Origin of the sequence: Salinicola peritrichatus (assembly GCF_003206715.1) — a bacterium.
Lineage (GTDB): Bacteria > Pseudomonadota > Gammaproteobacteria > Pseudomonadales > Halomonadaceae > Salinicola > Salinicola peritrichatus.
The window spans coordinates 91,652-108,208 of the sequence record NZ_PZJU01000012.1 but is presented as its reverse complement, the minus strand read 5'-3'; the positions used below and the strand labels follow the sequence as shown (position 1 = coordinate 108,208).

General features: G+C 63.0%; 15 protein-coding genes. 2 read left to right on the top strand and 13 right to left on the bottom strand.

Features of this window, described 5'->3' with window-relative positions:
• Nucleotides 1-88 precede the first annotated feature (88 nt).
• Nucleotides 89-901: an outer membrane protein assembly factor BamD gene (locus tag DOM57_RS07355; protein WP_110648596.1), complete on the top strand. Its 813-nt coding sequence runs from the start codon at nucleotides 89-91 to the stop codon at nucleotides 899-901.
• A 146-nt stretch (nucleotides 902-1,047) separates the two neighbouring features.
• On the opposite strand, the gene DOM57_RS07350 is transcribed toward DOM57_RS07355, so the two are convergent.
• Both DOM57_RS07350 and thiO read right to left on the bottom strand, forming a co-directional pair.
• Nucleotides 1,048-2,667, bottom strand: coding sequence for an NAD+ synthase (locus tag DOM57_RS07350; protein ID WP_110648569.1), 1,620 nt, complete (start codon nucleotides 2,665-2,667; stop codon nucleotides 1,048-1,050).
• Nucleotides 2,668-2,794: 127 nt separating this feature from the next.
• Complete coding sequence (gene thiO, locus DOM57_RS07345; protein ID WP_110648595.1) at nucleotides 2,795-3,880, bottom strand: glycine oxidase ThiO; 1,086 nt, start codon at nucleotides 3,878-3,880, stop codon at nucleotides 2,795-2,797.
• A gap of 59 nt (nucleotides 3,881-3,939) precedes the next feature.
• Here thiO and DOM57_RS07340 point away from each other — a divergent pair, with 59 nt between their 5' ends.
• Nucleotides 3,940-4,476 (top strand): GspH/FimT family pseudopilin, encoded by a 537-nt coding sequence (locus DOM57_RS07340; protein WP_110648568.1) that lies wholly within the window; start codon nucleotides 3,940-3,942, stop codon nucleotides 4,474-4,476.
• Between the two features lie 54 nt (nucleotides 4,477-4,530).
• On the opposite strand, the gene DOM57_RS07335 is transcribed toward DOM57_RS07340, so the two are convergent.
• From DOM57_RS07335 to ribF, 11 genes are all read right to left on the bottom strand, one after another.
• Nucleotides 4,531-4,800, bottom strand: coding sequence for a hypothetical protein (locus DOM57_RS07335; RefSeq protein WP_110648567.1), 270 nt, complete (start codon nucleotides 4,798-4,800; stop codon nucleotides 4,531-4,533).
• Nucleotides 4,794-5,207 (bottom strand): type IV pilin protein, encoded by a 414-nt coding sequence (locus DOM57_RS07330; protein WP_110648566.1) that lies wholly within the window; start codon nucleotides 5,205-5,207, stop codon nucleotides 4,794-4,796. The genes DOM57_RS07335 and DOM57_RS07330 overlap by 7 nt, the downstream gene beginning before the upstream one ends.
• Before the next feature lie 17 nt (nucleotides 5,208-5,224).
• A complete protein-coding gene (locus DOM57_RS07325; protein WP_162619468.1) occupies nucleotides 5,225-8,416 on the bottom strand; it encodes a PilC/PilY family type IV pilus protein in 3,192 nt (1,063 codons plus the stop codon).
• Nucleotides 8,397-8,891: a hypothetical protein gene (locus tag DOM57_RS07320; RefSeq protein WP_110648564.1), complete on the bottom strand. Its 495-nt coding sequence runs from the start codon at nucleotides 8,889-8,891 to the stop codon at nucleotides 8,397-8,399. Before DOM57_RS07320 ends, DOM57_RS07325 begins: the two co-directional genes overlap by 20 nt.
• The gene (locus DOM57_RS22010) at nucleotides 8,884-9,783 is read right to left on the bottom strand and encodes a PilW family protein (RefSeq protein ID WP_204352892.1); all 900 of its coding nucleotides are present in this window, start codon (nucleotides 9,781-9,783) and stop codon (nucleotides 8,884-8,886) included. Before DOM57_RS22010 ends, DOM57_RS07320 begins: the two co-directional genes overlap by 8 nt.
• 32 nt (nucleotides 9,784-9,815) lie before the next feature.
• Nucleotides 9,816-10,295 carry a type IV pilus modification protein PilV gene (pilV, locus tag DOM57_RS07310; protein ID WP_110648563.1) on the bottom strand — a complete coding sequence of 160 codons (480 nt, stop codon included), beginning with the start codon at nucleotides 10,293-10,295 and terminating at the stop codon, nucleotides 9,816-9,818.
• Between the two features lie 111 nt (nucleotides 10,296-10,406).
• Nucleotides 10,407-11,378, bottom strand: coding sequence for a 4-hydroxy-3-methylbut-2-enyl diphosphate reductase (ispH, locus tag DOM57_RS07305; RefSeq protein ID WP_275425959.1), 972 nt, complete (start codon nucleotides 11,376-11,378; stop codon nucleotides 10,407-10,409).
• Nucleotides 11,379-11,466: 88 nt separating this feature from the next.
• Nucleotides 11,467-11,934 carry an FKBP-type peptidyl-prolyl cis-trans isomerase gene (gene fkpB / locus DOM57_RS07300; protein ID WP_110648562.1) on the bottom strand — a complete coding sequence of 156 codons (468 nt, stop codon included), beginning with the start codon at nucleotides 11,932-11,934 and terminating at the stop codon, nucleotides 11,467-11,469.
• The gene (lspA, locus tag DOM57_RS07295) at nucleotides 11,931-12,458 is read right to left on the bottom strand and encodes a signal peptidase II (protein WP_110648561.1); all 528 of its coding nucleotides are present in this window, start codon (nucleotides 12,456-12,458) and stop codon (nucleotides 11,931-11,933) included. Before lspA ends, fkpB begins: the two co-directional genes overlap by 4 nt.
• Before the next feature lie 28 nt (nucleotides 12,459-12,486).
• Entirely contained in the window at nucleotides 12,487-15,336 is a 2,850-nt protein-coding gene (ileS, locus tag DOM57_RS07290; RefSeq protein WP_110648560.1) for an isoleucine--tRNA ligase, read from the bottom strand.
• A 90-nt stretch (nucleotides 15,337-15,426) separates the two neighbouring features.
• Nucleotides 15,427-16,554 carry a bifunctional riboflavin kinase/FAD synthetase gene (ribF, locus tag DOM57_RS07285; protein WP_110648559.1) on the bottom strand — a complete coding sequence of 376 codons (1,128 nt, stop codon included), beginning with the start codon at nucleotides 16,552-16,554 and terminating at the stop codon, nucleotides 15,427-15,429.
• Nucleotides 16,555-16,557: the final 3 nt, after the last annotated feature.

Below are 16,557 nucleotides of genomic sequence, written 5' to 3'. Positions count from 1 at the left end.
AGGCATGCGAGCAGTGTTTCCTTTATAGTGGGTCGGATTCGGCGGATTCTAGCACGCCCGCCAAGGATTGGTTGATACGAGGATGACGATGCGATTTTCAGCGCGATTTCCCGCACTGGGTGCCCTGCTGATGGTGGGCGCCCTGCTCGCCGGTTGCGCCAGCAATGAACCCGCTCCCGATCTGCAGGAGCAGGACCTTTACCAGCAAGCCCAGAGTTCACTCGACGCCGGCCGTTACAGCACCGCGGTCACCCAGCTGGAAGCCCTCGATACTCGTTTCCCGTTCGGCCGCTACGCCGAGCAGGCGCAGCTCGAGCTGATCTATGCCTACTACCAGACGGAAAACTGGGAACAGACCCGCGCCGCGGCGAGCCGGTTCATTCGACTGCATCCCGATCATCCCCAGGTCGATTACGCCTACTACATGCGCGGACTGGCCGCTTACCAGGCGGGGCGCTTCAGCCTCGAGGGGCTGGAGTTGATCGACATCTCCAAGCGTGACCTGGGCGCGTCCCGCGACGCCTACGTCGACTTCGGCGAACTGGTGCGCCGCTTCCCCGACAGCGCCTATGCACCGGACGCCCGCCAGCGCATCATCTACCTGCGCAACGTCATGGCCCGCCACGAACTGCAGGTCGCCGATTTCTACCTGCGCAAGGGCGCCTACGTCGCCGCCGTCGAACGCGGTCGCTGGGTCATCGAGCATTATCCCAAGGCCGAGGCCACGCGCGATGCCTTGGCGGTGATGGTGGAAGGCTATCTCGGTCTCAACATGCGCGACCGCGCCCAGAGCGTGCTGCAGACGCTGATCGAGAACGATCCCGACAACAGCCAGCTCGACGGCGACACCTTCGTGCCCAAGCATGTCGATGTCGACCCGCCGCTGACGGCGCAAGGCTGAAGAAGAAAACAAGCGCCGCTGCGCGGCTAGAAGAGAGAAGAACGGTGCTTCGCACCTTGAAGATATAAGAAAATTTCTTCCTTCTTATATCTTCCTTACCTCTTTCCTCTTCCTTCTTCCCTCTTAAATCCTCCGGCGAAGCCGGGTTATTCCCCCGGCTTCCAGCCGTTGACGATCGGGTAGCGCCGGTCGCGCCCGAAGCCCCTGAGCGTCACCCGCACGCCCACCGGCGCCTGGCGCCGCTTGTACTCGTTGCGATCGACCAGCTTGACCACCTTGTAGACGTCCTCGCGCTCGAACCCGGCCTCGATGATCGCCTCGGCGCTCATGTCGCCTTCGATGTAGCGCTCGAGAATCGCATCGAGCACGTCGTAGCCCGGCAACGAATCGCTGTCCTGCTGCCCCGGTGCCAGTTCGGCGGAGGGCGGCCGCGTGATCACGCGTTCGGGGATCGCCGGCCCTTGGGTATTGCGCCATTTGGCCAGGCGGTACACCCAGGTCTTGTAGACATCCTTGAGCGCGTTGTAACCCCCGACCATGTCGCCGTAGAGCGTGGCATATCCCACCGCCATCTCGCTCTTGTTGCCGGTGGTCTGAACCATCAACCCTTTCTTGTTGGAGATCGCCATCAGCAGCACGCCGCGCACGCGGGACTGCAGGTTCTCCTCGGTGGTATCCTCAGCGAGCCCGCTGAAGCTCTCGGCCAGCGTCTCGGTGAAGGCCTCCACCATCGCCGCGATCGGCATCACTTCGTAGCCGACGCCGAGCATGCGGGCCTGCTCGGCGGCATCGGCCTGGGAGATCTCGGCGGTGTAGTGATACGGCATCATCACCGCATGCACGCGGTCCGGCCCCAGCGCGTCGACGGCGATGGCCAGCGACAGCGCCGAGTCGATGCCACCGGAAAGCCCCATCACCACGCCCTTGAAGCCGCTCTTGTTGACGTAGTCACGCAGGCCGGTGACCAGCGCGCAGTAGAGATTCTCCTCGGCGCCCGGCAGAGGTTCGTGCTCGCCCGGCTGGGGCACACCATCGACGAAGCGCACCGGCATCAGCCCGGCCTGCCAGAACGGCGCGCGCACGCTGACCCGACCCGCGGCATCGAGCACCAGCGAACCGCCGTCGAAGACCAGTTCATCCTGCCCGCCGATGGCGTTGACGTAGACCAGCGGCCTGGCCACCTCGCGCGCGCGTTCGGCGAACAGGCGCTCGCGCTCGGCGGGCTTGTCGAGATGGAACGGCGAGGCGTTCAGGGTCACCAGGATATCGGCGCCGGCCTCGGCGGCCTGGCGTACCGGCGCGCCATCCCACAGATCCTCGCAGATCAGGATGCCGAGCCGGGTCCCCTTGTGCTCGACCACCAGCGGCTCGCAGCCCGGCTCGAAATAGCGGTCCTCGTCGAACACCAGATAGTTGGGCAGTGCCTGCTTGGCGTACTCGCCCCGCCACTGTCCGTCGAACAGGACGCCGGCGAGATTGTAGCGCTGACCGTCGCGCATGCCCGGATAGCCGACGATGACCATGACATCGCGGGCAACCTTGGCGGCCATCTCCTCGAGTGCCGCCTGCAGGCGCGGCTCCATTGCCTCGCGCAGCAGCAGATCCTCCGGCGGGTAACCGGTCAGGAACAGCTCGCTGAACACGACCACGTCGGCGCCGTGCTCGATGCGCGCTTCGCGTACGGCCTCGATGGCGGCCGCGGTGTTACCGGCGATATCGCCGACCAACGGATCCAACTGCGCCATTACCAGGATCAGGTCTTGCATCGGTTTGCTCTTCTCCAGACAGGGCGTGGCGATACCTACAACTGCGTCGAGATTTCCATACAGGAACTGTAAACCATTTTCGCGCATGCCTTGGGGTGAAGCAAAAATGGCGAGGCATGACCGGTGTTCAGGTCTGTAACCGATAAGGCGTCGGATCGACGATCGGCTCGCAGCCGATCAACTGATCGACGAGCAGCCGGGTCGATGCCGGCGCCAGCACCAGCCCATTGCGATAATGGCCGGCATTGACGTGCAGGCCATCGAATCCGGGCACGGCGCCGATCATCGGTACCCCATCGGGTGAACCGGGACGCAGCCCGGCCCAGTGGTGCTCCACTGGGCAGTCCGCCAGCGCCGGCACGATCGAGATCGCGCTGGCATACAGCGACTCATACGCTTGCCGGGTGGTCCGCTTGTCGAAGCCGACTTCCTCCAGCGTCGATCCCGCCAGTATCTGACCGTCGCCGCGGGGAATGACATAACGTCCGTCCTTGAGAACCACACGCTCCACTAGGCCTTTCGGCGCCCGAAACAGAATCATCTGCCCGCGCACCGGACGCACCGGCAGATCGATACCGATATCGCCCAGCAGCGCCCGCGACCAGGCCCCGGCGCAGACGATCGTCTGGCCCGCCCGAAGTTGACCCTGAGACGTGGCAACGCCGCGAATGGCGTGCCTCTCACGGATCAGCTCGCTCACTTCGCATTGCTCATGCAGACTGACGCCCGGCATTTGCAACAGACGTGCACGCAGCGCCTTGCCCAGGCGGGGATTGCGGATACTGCCGAGCGTCGGCATCCACAGCGCACCGTCGAAACCGGCAGCGGCCCGGGGCTCTTTGGCATAGAGCATTTCGGCGTCGATGCGCGTCAACGGCTTGGCGACCTCTCGCGCCCAGGCGAGTGCCCGCTCGACATCGTCGACACGCAGATAGAGCAACCCCTTCTGGCGGTATTCGGGATCGATGCCGGTCTCTTCGAACAGACGCCCGGCCAGTTCCGGGTAACGCCCCTCCGACCAGCTCGAAAGCGCCGAGATCGGCCTCGAATAGCGCCACGGATAGAGCGGCGAGACGATACCGCCGCCCGCCCACGAGGCTTCACGGCCACACTGCCCGCGCTCGACGATGGCAACGGAATGCCCGGCGTCGGCCAGTTGCAGCGCCGTCATCATGCCGATGACGCCGCCGCCCACGATCAAGAAATCCTGCATGCCGTCGATATCCTGACAAAAGGGCGATTCTACCATTCGTCCAGAATCCGGGCTCCTCGATGGTTTCTCGCGCGTCATCCCTGCTGCAGCGCACTGCTCCCTGCCGCCCAAGACGACGGCATCAGCGCGGCTTCACGCTGATCGAGTTGATGGTAACGCTAGCCGTGATGGGAATCGTCGCAGGTATCGGCTTTTCCGCCAGTCACTGGATCGAGAGGCGACACCTAGCGACCGAGACTCAGGCGCTGCAACAACGTCTGGAAGCCCTGCGACAGCTGGCAATCTCTTCCCGCCGGACGTGGCGGCTGTGTCCGGTGGCGGACGGCGACGGATGTGGCACCGACTGGCGCAAGGGATACAGCTGGAACCTGCAGACCGACGACGCTGGTCGGCTGGCGGGGCATCATGTTCCCGTGGGGGTCGATCTATTCTGGAATAATGGCGACAGCTTGACGTTCAATAGCACGCCTTGGCAGTTTCACACCTCGCTCGGCAGCTTCTCGATCTGCAACGATCATGGCGGCAATAAAATTTCCGTCAACAACGCTGGACGAATCGCAGTCGATTACGGCGATGCCGAGGGCTGTCAGAATTAGGCCCGCGTGGCTATTGCTTGCCCCCGTGACGACCTTGTCCTCTTTTCGGAAGGCCTAACGGGGCATGGCAGCCTCCACCTCACGAGCATCGGGCGAGGCGAAGTCGCGCCAGGCCTCGATACAACGTTCGACTTCTTGATGCCTGCCGCCCTTCTCCCGGTCGAGAAGCCGCTGCAGACTATCTTTCGCCTTGTGCGCTTCAACGATGGCGATATGGCGAATTTCCAGTGAGCCGTCCGGCTGGCGAACGATGCACTTCCTCTCCCCGGCGAACACGTTCGAGCCCGCCAATATCAACAGCACGAACAGCAGGCTTTTCACCATGGCCCCCATTCCATGCCGTTGCGGACCAGGCCGCTATTGCCCTCGGAATCCAGCCACAGCACGCCATCGTTCTGCTGGACTCCACCGGAGACCGGCGTTGCGGTCATCCTGACGTACTGTCCCGCTGAATCCGCCTTACCGTCGCACCCCTGTTGCGTCCCACAGACGGCGACATGGTAATCGTCATTTTCGAGAGTACCATTTGCACTACCGGCCAGCGTTTCGATATCGGGGGCATATTCCAAATATTGCCCGTAGTACGACTCCTGACGCGCCATCGCACTCTCCAGCAGAGCCTGACCCGCGCTGCGCCGTGAACGATCGAGGTACTGCTGATAGCTAGGTATCGCGATCGCCGAGAGAATGCCGATGATAGCGATGACAATCATCAGCTCGATCAATGTCATGCCGCGCTGGCCTCGACTCACTGCGCTTCCTCCGTCGATTCATACCAGTAAGTCCTTTTCACGCGATAGGGGAGCGCCATCCCCCCGTTCTCGCCCCGAGAGGCCTCGCCAACCAGCTGTCCCAACGCGGCTGCCCCAATACCTTGAAGGAAAAGCTCATTGCCTCGCACCACGAGCGAAGGACGACTGAGGAGATACTCTCCAGCGCCCACTGCCCGCTCACCTTTTTCCAGCTTGCCGTCAACGACGTTCACCGCACCCGTCGCCGTCAATAGATCTAGTCCGAACAGATAACTTCTGCCAACGACCGGGATACAGACAGATTCCGGTTCGTCGGGTACATAGACAGAGAAGTAGACGACACCGTCGAGCGTGACGCTCTCCGACAGCACCTTGGCACCGGGAAGCGGCAAGCTGTAGCCGCCATCCGCGTACAGGACCCATCCAGCGCCTTGCCGCCAGGCAGGGAGGCAGCCATTTTCGGCATCGGAGGAAACTCCCCGGTCGCACATTTTCCTGTCGGTCACATCGGTAAGCCTGTCGATGGTGACCTGCGTCACCTTGCCCCCGTTGATGGCCGCGGAAGTTACGGGGTCACGAATGGCAAAGAAGGCATCTTTCACGGCAACGCCATCGCTACCTTCTCCTCCCGACTTGGGATTGGCCCGGTCGCCACTGCCGACCAGCAGCAAGTCCTGGTACTGCCCGCCGACGTCCAGGCTAACGAAATCGATACTGTTGAAGAAGCGTCGGTTCGATATGCCGCTTCCGCCAAGGCTGGCAATTTCACGCACGCGCCAGTTTTCCGGCATATCGGAATCCAGATCCAGTCTCCAGAGATGCCCCCCCATGTCTCCCAGATAGATACGATCGGCAACGCCGTCGCTGTTGATATCGACGACCTCGGGGGCTGCGGGAATGGCATGGCTGAAGACGCCGCCATCGACGAACCGCTCGGCCGTTTCGGGATCGGCCCGGTACACCAGCGACCCATCTACCGCGTCGACGATATAGACCGCCCTTCCCATGGCATCGACCTCGCTGGCATCCCGGTCCGGATCGTCGCGGCCGATGTCGTAACCACCGCTGATTACGAATACCGGGTTGTCGTGGCCCGGCACTTTGGTCGGGATCGGCGCCGCCCAGCTCTGACCCATTTCCGAGAACAAGCCAGTGGGGGCGATCTCCCAGGCCAGCGTAGGCGCCAAGGGATCGCTCACGTCGAGCCCGTAGTAGTCCCGACCACCACGCCGCAGGCCGAACGCCAACAGCATCCGGTCGCCATCGGCGGCGCGAATACGGCTATCGCCATTGGTATCCACGCGTACATACGCGGCGGGACCGTCGATGCCGTAGGGATGCTGCAGCGTGTCGTCGGCGGAAGTGACAGCGACGTTGTCGCGCAGCACGGTGTGGAGCGGCGCGAGCACTTGCGGCGTGAAAGCCCATTGCTCCTGCCCGCTGTCGCCATCGACGAAGTGCAGGAAACCCGCATTGGAGCCGAAGGCGAGATAGAGCTTCTCTTCGTCCCGGGTCTCGCCGCCGTAATTGAGCGCAATCGGATCGGAGTGCAGGATATCTCCCATGACCCAGGGTCGGGCTTCCGATGTCTCTCCATCACCATCCTCATCATCGATGTCTTGCCCTCTGGCCCATGCGATCAGCCGAGCGATCTCCTCCGAGGAAGCCGTCTCGGGCAATCCCCAGTTCGCCGGCGTGCCAGCCCAACTGGCATCCAGGCCGAACTCGACCAACCGATCGGCATCGTCGGTGTAGACGGATCGACCATCATCGCCTCGGGAAGCTCGCAGGGACCGGTCCACCGCCTGTTGCAAGCGTCCGCCGATACCACCCGATTCGACATCGTTCCCGTCGGGCTCGTCGAGACCCAGCCCTCCAGACCACCAGGTATATGCGGTATCGAGGATATCTCCGGTCGACGTGTTGAAGGCCTCGTTACCCTTTTCATCTTCCCAGCTCTGCTGCGAAACGAAGCGCAATCGTTTGACGTTACCGCTCCAACGCGGTGTGTTGCGGGGGAAAAAGCGCGGCAGATATAGCCGGTCGAAGCTTTGGGTATTGTTGGTGAACGCGGCGGAGACGGCCGGTGCGGAGAAGGTCGTGCTGCGCGACAGGATATCGTCGATCGCCACCTGAAAGGCGCTCTGCAACTGCTCGGCGTCACTTGCGGTGAAATAACCCACGCAGGCGTTGCCACCGTTATAGCGTGTGTCGTGACGCGCGACAGGACAGTCGTCGCCGCTAATATTCAGTGGCGAGGCAGTATCTACAAGCAACTGCTGATCGGTATCGAAGCCGATTGTGTATGTCGTGACCGGCCCCTTCTCTGCCTCCCGCCCATCCTCGTCGGGTGCGGTAAAGGTTTCGGGTTGATGCATGACGTAAGCGAGTTCCGGCATGCAATTCTTTTTTTCGCCGCCATCGGCATCCGAATAATACCCGCAGTTCAAATGGCTAAACTTGCCCGTCAGCACGTCGTCTTCGATACTCCCGTTCGCGTCCGTATCGTTCTGGGGCAATCCATCCGTCATGTAAATAACGTAGATCGGCTCGCACGGCCTCAATGGCGAGCGATATCCGCCTCCATCGAAAGCGTCCTCGGTATAAGGTGGATTGGCATCAACCAGTTCCTCCCATCTCCCTCCTGCCCGCTGTCGATAGCGATCGTCCCGCCCATGCCAGGCCTTGTCGCCACTGAAATAGCGGTAGATCTCGTAATAGGCCTCGCATAACGGAGTCGACGTGTACGCGCCCAGCCCACCGATCGTCTCGACTAGCGCGGATCTTTCCTCATCGCTTTTGATACGCCCCTTTCCCGGCAGATCAACCACGACTCTGCCGCCATGCGGCGTGGGGAAGTTGTAGTTAAAAATGGCCAAGCCAAAATCGACCTGCGGATTCTGCTCTATCAAATCGGTTATGACACGCTTGGCAATATTGATTTTTTGGTTCGAACCTCCGTTGGTATCGCCGACGTAATCTCCCATACTGCCGGAGGTATCGAAGATGATCATGACTTGCGGCTTGCCGCCCTGCTCCTCGATGGCGTAGAGACTACGGTAGATGTCGGTATCATCGGCACGCGCGACAAGCGCGGTACAGAGTGTCGTAACCAACAGCAAATGGAGGAACGGAGTCGACTTCATGAGTGTCAGATGGAGCCCATGTTCAATTGAATATCCCGGCACGGCTGTCCCCTCCGGAAGAGACGTTGATCGTCTCGACCAGCAATCCCTGCACCTGATATGAACCAGCGTGGGTCTTGCTCTGCTCGGCAGAGCCGCGCAACTCAACGGGCAGACAGCTCCCACTGGAGTACCCCGTGACCTGACAGTCGTAACTGGCTCTCAGAAGCTCGATGGTGAGACTACTGCCATCAGGCGGCTCCGCCCCGACCCCACCGCCGGGCCACGTCACTGGCGTTCCCGGCTGAGCAGTCAATGTAATCTCGCGAATTTCAGCTTCCTGCCGACTGGCTGACGCCAAAGCCCCACCGAGCGCCTGAAACAGGGCGCGGGCCTGCTGCTGAACCACGCCCAGACGTGCCTGAGAAGCCACGGTATCGAACAGCGCAGCGGCGACGATCGAAAGCAGCAGGAGGAAAAGCAGGCTCATGATCAACACGGCGCCACGTTGGCTATTCCCATGCTTGCAGTTATTCATCGCCGCCTCCCAAGCGATGCATTTCAAGCGACACGACAAAGGCAAGGTCGCGATACATCTTCCCCGGAGAACTCGCTACCCGCGTGCCGTCGCTCAGGGTATAGCTGCGGGTTTCCCGATACGTGGCACGGGTTGTGGTGGAGACCACCGCCTCGATCTCCACGGCAACGACCCGGTTCATGTCGGTTGGCGTCAACTGATCGGTCGCGAGCCATGCATTCTCGCCGTCACCATCGTTGACACACCATCGATAAGCCAACGCCTCGACGCCTCGCAGCACTTCCTGATTGACAAGCTTGCCGCCAGATATCCATAGCCTGCGCAGTGCGGTTTCGTCGCTGCTGAGGTAATAGAGACTCCCGCCGTAGCGCCACAGGTCGTTTTCGTCACCCCGCTCGGGCAGCGCCGGCGCACTACCGACAAAGAAGCCGATGTAGGGATAAAAACTACTGAGCGAAGGCGTATCGCACTGGCCGGCGCAGGGTTCCGCCGCGTAGCGAACGGCCAGGTACGACTGCTCCGTCAGAGGATTCTGAAGGGAGCACCCCGTCGGAGGATCGCGCGACGCCCATAAACCCAGAGGCCTGCTGGCGTCCGCCTCGGCCGAACGACCAAACGCGAACTCGCCGTCGCAGTCACCGGACAGGCTCAAGGTGCCGAGCCGTTCCGCGTCAGCAGGTACCCGCCCCCAGAAGTCGGCCCGCCGAAACTCGTAATTGAAGCGCTCGTGGAGGAAGCGCAGCTTGTCGACCAGCATCGCACGCGCCTCGGCCTCCTGCGCTCCCTCCGCGCTGGAGAGATAAACCCGCGAGAGCGCCAAGATCATGATCAGACCGATGGCCATCGCGATCATCAGTTCGATCAGCGACATGCCGGCCTGGGATCGAGCCATGGGTTTTCGGAAGTGGCAGCAATAAAGCAATATCACTCGCTCCCGATCCAGGCGTGCAGCGATACCCAGCGCTGATTCGGCAACGTGGTCCGCGCAGTGATACAGGAAGGTAGGTCGCCAGGTGGAGTCAGGGCGGAGCGAGCACGCCAGGCGATAGTGACGACGACGACTTCTTCATGTCTCTCGGCACAGACACGTGGGCTGGGAAGCGCGTGGCGCCCAAACCATGCCTCTGCCCAGTCTTGAAGGTCGGCGGGGACTTCCTCTTCAGTCGTCGAAGCCTCCGACTGCGCTTCATAGGCCCCCAGATAGCGTCCGGCTCGACTGGCGTCGAGCTTGATCCGCTCAAGCAGATCTTCCGCCATGATCGATGCCATGGCGCGATAGCCGGATTCCTGCCCCAGCTGATTCTGCTGTACCAGGAGCCGCGCGGTGCCCAGCAGCCCTACACTGAACACGACGAGGGCGACCAGCACCTCAATGAGCGACAAGCCGTTTTGGCGGAGCGGCAAGGACGACCCTCCAGGCTAAAGAGAACCGACGGCCTCGCCGTCTGTTACATTAGTTAACCTTCGTTATCGACCAACCGTGAAGGGAATTTAGGCCGCTCCGGAGAGCGCGGCTCAGCTGGCGCTGGTAATCACTCGCTCGCGTAGTTCGCGGGGCATGGAGAAGGTGACGGTTTCGGCGCGGCCGTCCAGTTCCTGCGGCGCATCGGCACCCAGCGATTGGAGCTTGTCGATCACGCCCTTGACCAGCACTTCCGGCGCACTGGCACCGGCGGTAATGCCGATGGTCCCGATGCCTTCGAGCCAGCTCGGCTCGATCTGCCCGGCATCGTCGATCAGATAGGCGGGGGTACCGACACGCTCGGACAGTTCGCGCAGGCGATTGGAGTTGGAGCTGTTGACGCTGCCGACCACCAGCACCAGATCGGAGCCGGCGGCGAGTTCACGTACCGCGTCCTGACGGTTCTGGGTGGCATAGCAGATATCGTCCTTGCGCGGCCCCTGAATCTCGGGAAAACGCTCGCGCAGGGCGTCGATCACCCTGGAGGTATCGTCCATCGACAGCGTCGTCTGGGTGACGAAGGCCAGTCGCGAGGGATCGCGCACCGGCAGTCCGGCGACGTCTTCCTCGTCTTCGACGAGATAGATCGATCCGCCATGGCTGTCGTCGTAGCGCCCCATGGTGCCCTCGACCTCCGGGTGGCCGGCATGGCCGATCAGAATGCACTCCTGACCGCGCTTGGCGTAGCGCAGCACTTCCATGTGCACCTTGGTCACCAGCGGGCAGGTGGCATCGAAGATCTTGAGCCCGCGCCGCTCGGCTTCCAGCTGCACGGCACGGGAAACGCCATGGGCGGAGAAGATCACGATGACGTCGTCGGGCACCTCGTCGAGCTCCTCGACGAAGATCGCTCCGCGTTCGCGCAGACTGTCCACCACGAAGCGGTTGTGCACGACCTCGTGGCGGACATAGATGGGCGGCCCGAAGACATCCAGCGCGCGATTGACGATATCGATGGCGCGATCGACACCGGCGCAGAAACCGCGGGGATTGGCCAGCCTGATCTGCATGGGAGCCTTGGTCATGGATGCCTCGGTCATGGAAACCTCGCGCTTGGTAATGCTTGGGCTTCGTATGAAAAGTCGGCGAGCGCAGGCAGTTTTCGTACAAAGCCTAGTGTGTGGTTGCCGGATGCACGTCGATGATCTCGACCTCGAACGTCAGGGTACGCCCTGCCAGCGGGTGATTGAAGTCGACCTCGACATGGCGCTCGTCGACGCTGGCGATGACGCCCGGCAGTTCCCCGCCGGCGGGGTCGGCGAACGACATCACCGTGCCGGGCTCGACCTCCTCGTCGAACGCATCGCGGGAGAGCCGCTGCACGTTCTGCGGATTGTGCTGGCCGAAAGCGTGCTCGGGCGAGATGGTATAGCTGGCCTGCTCTCCCGCACCCAGCCCTTTCAGCGGTGCCTCGAAGCCCGGCGGCAGGTTGCCGTCACCGAGCTGAAAGGTGGCCGGTTGCTTGTCGCGGGTGGAATCGACCACTTCGCCGTCTTCCAGCTTCACCGTGAAGTGCAGCGTGACTTCCATGCCGTCGTCGATACGGTAGTCGTTCCCGCCGCGATGGTCGCTCTCGTTCATGAGTCACCCCTGGTTGAAGAAGATTTGTTCTCGCTGGAAGCGCGGGACGCCCTGGTCCGGCGCGAATCGAACAGCGACGACAGGATCAGCCCGATGGCTCCCAGCGTGATCGCGGTATCGGCCAGATTGAATGCTGGATAATAGTAGGGTCCCCAATGGAACGACAGGTAGTCGACCACATAGCCGTGTGCCAGACGGTCGTAGAGATTGCCGATGGCGCCGCCGATCACCAGCGTCAGCGAGATCGCGGTCAACGTTTCGCCGCGCTTCAATCGCGACAGCCACAGCGTCAGGCCGATGCTGGCGCCGATCGCGATGAGCGCGAACAGCCAGCGCTGCCAGCCGGCGTGCTCGGCCAGGAAGCTGAACGCCGCGCCGGTATTGTGCAGCAGCGTCAGATTGAAGACCGGCAGCACTTCGAGCGGACGCCCGTATTCGAGATGCGCCGAAGCCAGCGCCTTGACGCCGAGATCGAGCACAACCACCGCCAGCGACAGCCACAGCCAGCGCAACGGGCGATGCATGCGCACCGCCGCTCGGGACGAAGGAGCATCAGGCAAAGCGGCGTACCTCTCCCGGGCCATCCGGCAGATTAGCGATCGAGCGCGCCGACAACGTCGGATGATCGGGATGCGTTCCCACGTCGGGGCGGCGTTCCCAACTGCGTTCGTCTTTCTCGTGAGGGCTCATGCGCACGGTGACCATGAGGCCGTCGAGTTCGGTGGCGTTGGCGTCGATACCTTCGCTGAGCGGCGCCAATGTCGCTTCCGAGGTGATCAGCACGAAGCGCAGCTCATCTTCGAGCTGCGCCAACAGCGCGTGCAGTTCCCCGTCGACGTAGAGCATGATTTCGCTGTCCAGCGAACCCTTGATGACGCCGGCGTTGCGTGCGTCTTCCAGCTGCTTGTTGACCGCCTGCTTGACCGCCATCACCCGCTCCCAGAACTGGCGCCCCATCGGCGCATCTTCCGGCAGCGTGGCGAGCCCTTGGTAATAGGTCTCGAGCAGCACGCTCTCGGCTCGTTGACCGGGGATGTTCTCGTAGATTTCCTCGCCGGTGAACGACAGGATCGGCGCCACCCAGCGCGCAAGCGCCTCGACGATGTGATAGAGCGCGGTCTGGCAGCTGCGCCGCGCCAGCGAGTCGGCCTGGGTGGTGTACTGGCGATCCTTGATGATGTCGAGGTAGAAGCCGCCCATGTCCCGCGCGCAGAAGTCGTGGACCTGCTGATAGACATCGCGGAAGCGGTAGTCGGCATAGGCTTGCCGGATACGCTCCTGCAGCAACGCGGCGCGATCCACCGCCCAGCGGTCCAGCGCCAGCATGTCGTCGAACGCGACGGCATGGCTGGCCGGATCGAAGCCGCTCAGGTTGGCGAGCAGAAAACGCGAGGTGTTACGGATGCGCCGGTAGACGTCGGCGGTGCGCTTGAGGATCTCGTCGGAGACCGCCATCTCGCCGGAGTAGTCGGTGGAGGCCACCCACAGGCGCAGGATGTCGGCGCCGAGCTTGTCCATCACCTGCTGCGGCGCGACCACGTTGCCCAGCGACTTGGACATCTTGCGGCCCTTCTCGTCGACGGTGAAACCGTGGGTCAGCAGCGCCTTGTAGGGCGCGTGGCCGTCGATCGCGCAGCCGGTCAGCAGCGACGAGTGGAACCAGCCGCGATGCTGATCGGAGCCTTCGAGGTAGATGTCCGCACGCGGGCCCTGGTCGTGGCCGAGCGGATGCGAGCCGCGCAGCACGTGCCAGTGGGTGGTGCCGGAGTCGAACCAGACATCGAGGGTATCGGTGACTTTTTCGTAATCCGCCGCCTCGTCGCCCAGCAGTTCGCTCGGGTCGAGCCGGAACCAGGCCTCGATACCTTCCTGCTCGACGCGCTTGGCCACATCCTCCATCAACTCGACGGTACGCGGATGCAGCTCGCCGCTGGCCTTGTGCAGGAAGAACGGAATCGGCACGCCCCAGTTGCGCTGGCGCGAGATGCACCAGTCGGGACGGTTGGCGATCATCGAATGCAGCCGCGCCTTGCCCCAGGCGGGAATGAAGTCGGTGGCCTCGACACCGGCCAGCGCCTTGTCGCGCAGCGTCCTGCCGTCGGCACCTTCGATATCCATGCCGACGAACCACTGCGCCGTGGCGCGGTAGATCACCGGCGTCTTGTGGCGCCAGCAGTGCATATAACTGTGGCTGATCTTCTCGTGCGCCATCAGCGCCCCGGCCTCTTCCAGCCTGGCGACGATCCGAGGGTTGGCCTTCCAGATCATCTGGCCACCAAACAGCGGCAGGTCGTCGGCGTAGACGCCGTTGCTCTGCACCGGGTTGAGAATCTCGTCGAAGCTCATGCCATAGCGACGACAGGAGACGAAGTCGTCCTCGCCATAGGCCGGCGCCGAATGAACAATCCCCGTGCCTGCCCCCAGCTCGACGTAATCGGCGATGTACAGCGGAGCGCGCCGGTCGTAACCGGCATCGAGCTCGGCCAGCGGATGGCGGAATTCGAGAAGCTCCAGCGCCGCGCCGGGCGCGGTGGCGATGATCTCGCCTTCCAGGCCGAAGCGCGCGAGGCTCGATTCGACCAGCTCCTCGGCCAGCAGCAGCAAACGTTCGCCGGTATCGACCAGCGCATAGGTAAAGTCGGGATGGACGTTCAGCGCCTGGTTGGCGGGAATGGTCCAGGGCGTGGTGGTCCAGATCACCGCCGCCGCCGGCTTGGGTAGCGCATCGAGGCCGAAGGCCGCGGCCAGCCTGGCCTCGTCGACGCTGGGGAAAGCGACATCGATGGCGTCGGATTGCTTGTCCTGATATTCGACTTCCGCCTCGGCCAGGGCCGAGCCACAATCGAAGCACCAGTTGACCGGCTTCAGGCCCTTGAACACATAGCCGCCCTTGACCATTTCGGCCAGCGCGCGAATCTCGCCCGCCTCGTTGACGAAGTTCATGGTCAGGTAGGGATTGTCCCAATCGCCCTGGACACCGAGGCGTACGAAACCTTCCTTCTGCACCTCGACCTGGGCCGCTGCATATTCACGACACAGCGCGCGGGCTTCGTCGGCCAGCAGATGCTTGCCGTGGGTGGTCTCGACCTTGTGCTCGATCGGCAGGCCATGGCAGTCCCAGCCCGGCACGTAGGGCGCGTCGAAGCCGGCCAGGCTCTTCGACTTGACGATGAAGTCCTTGAGCAGCTTGTTGACCGCATGCCCGATATGAATGCTGCCATTGGCGTATGGCGGGCCGTCATGCAGCACGAACCGCTCACGGCCACGACGCGCCTCGCGCAACTTGGCGTAGAGGTTCATGTCATTCCACTGCGCAATTCGCGCCGGCTCCCGCGACGGCAGGTTGCCGCGCATGGGGAAGTCGGTCGATGGCAGGTTCAGAGTGTGCTTGTAGTCGCTCATGGCTTTTTCGGTCCGCTCAGGGCTGTATTCAGGGCGCTCAGGGCTATTATCAGATCGCTCAGGGCTGTATTCAGGGCGCTCAAGGCTGTTTCAGTCATCTTGGGTATCGCTGGACGCCGGGCCCGCGTGGGCGCCGGCATTCGAGGTTTCGGGCGGCAGCGGCGCCGATGCCAGGGGAAACTCCGCCTGCGGCAGCGTCACGGCATCGAGACCGATGGCCTCGCAAGCGACACGGCCGCTGGCCGCGGTCTCCGCCGCCCGGGGGAAATAGCGCCGGGCATTGTCGAGATCGCGATGAATCTGGGCCACCAGGGCGTTGAAATCGTCGAACTTGATCTCGCCGCGCAGCCGCGCGCAGGGCACCACCGTCAACGACTGGCCGTAGAGATCGAGCTCGCGATCGAGCAGGTGCACTTCAAGCATCGGCCGCTCGGCGCCGACGGTGGGCCGCCAACCGATGTTGGCCACGCCACGGGCCCACTCGCCCGGGTTCCACTCGCCCTTATCCCGCTTACTATCGGGCAATCGCACGGCACAGGCGAACACACCGCGCAACGCCAGCGGCCGCCGCGTCAACGGAATGTTGGCAGTGGGCACGCCGATGGTACGGCCCAACTGACGATCACGCACCACGCGACCCTTGTAGGCGTAGGGCCGCCCGAGCATCCGCGCGGCCTGGAAGAAGTTGCCGCTGGCCAGCAGCGTGCGTACGCGAGTGCTCGAGACCCGCTCGTCGTCGAGGGTGAACGTGCGCGTGTGCTCGACGGCGAAACCCCGCTCGCGACCGACCGCCTGCAGCAGCGTGAAGTCACCGGCACGGTCGCAGCCGAAGCGGAAATCGTCGCCGACCACCAGATGGCGTACCCGCAGCCCATCGATCAGCACGCGCTCGATGAACTGCCGGGCGGTCAAGCTGCGCAAGGCGTCGTTGAACGGCAGGCAGAGGATCCGATCGGCGCCGTAGGCAGCCAGCAACGCGACCTTGTCGCGCAGACGCGTCAATCTCGGCGGCGCTTGATCGCCGGCGAAGTATTCCCGCGGCTGAGGCTCGAAGATCACCACCGTCAGCGGCAACGCCAGCGCCTGCGAGAGCGCCTTCAGCTGCTCCAGAATCGCCTGATGGCCGAGGTGCACGCCGTCGAAGTTGCCGATGGTGGCCACGCACCCACGCGAAGCACCCTGGGGGGGCAGATTGTGCAGGCCTCGGATCAGTTCCATAGG

What these genes read in the sequence shown, in the direction of transcription:
- DOM57_RS07355 (WP_110648596.1), top strand. Translation starts at nt 89, where the DNA reads ATGCGATTTTCAGCGCGATTTCCCGCACTGGGTGCCCTGCTGATGGTG.
- DOM57_RS07350 (WP_110648569.1), bottom strand. Translation starts at nt 2,667, where the DNA reads ATGCAAGACCTGATCCTGGTAATGGCGCAGTTGGATCCGTTGGTCGGC.
- thiO (WP_110648595.1), bottom strand. Translation starts at nt 3,880, where the DNA reads ATGCAGGATTTCTTGATCGTGGGCGGCGGCGTCATCGGCATGATGACG.
- DOM57_RS07340 (WP_110648568.1), top strand. Translation starts at nt 3,940, where the DNA reads ATGGTTTCTCGCGCGTCATCCCTGCTGCAGCGCACTGCTCCCTGCCGC.
- DOM57_RS07335 (WP_110648567.1), bottom strand. Translation starts at nt 4,800, where the DNA reads ATGGTGAAAAGCCTGCTGTTCGTGCTGTTGATATTGGCGGGCTCGAAC.
- DOM57_RS07330 (WP_110648566.1), bottom strand. Translation starts at nt 5,207, where the DNA reads ATGACATTGATCGAGCTGATGATTGTCATCGCTATCATCGGCATTCTC.
- DOM57_RS07320 (WP_110648564.1), bottom strand. Translation starts at nt 8,891, where the DNA reads ATGAATAACTGCAAGCATGGGAATAGCCAACGTGGCGCCGTGTTGATC.
- DOM57_RS22010 (WP_204352892.1), bottom strand. Translation starts at nt 9,783, where the DNA reads ATGGCTCGATCCCAGGCCGGCATGTCGCTGATCGAACTGATGATCGCG.
- ispH (WP_275425959.1), bottom strand. Translation starts at nt 11,378, where the DNA reads ATGACCAAGGCTCCCATGCAGATCAGGCTGGCCAATCCCCGCGGTTTC.
- fkpB (WP_110648562.1), bottom strand. Translation starts at nt 11,934, where the DNA reads ATGAACGAGAGCGACCATCGCGGCGGGAACGACTACCGTATCGACGAC.
- lspA (WP_110648561.1), bottom strand. Translation starts at nt 12,458, where the DNA reads ATGCATCGCCCGTTGCGCTGGCTGTGGCTGTCGCTGGCGGTGGTTGTG.
- ileS (WP_110648560.1), bottom strand. Translation starts at nt 15,336, where the DNA reads ATGAGCGACTACAAGCACACTCTGAACCTGCCATCGACCGACTTCCCC.
- ribF (WP_110648559.1), bottom strand. Translation starts at nt 16,554, where the DNA reads ATGGAACTGATCCGAGGCCTGCACAATCTGCCCCCCCAGGGTGCTTCG.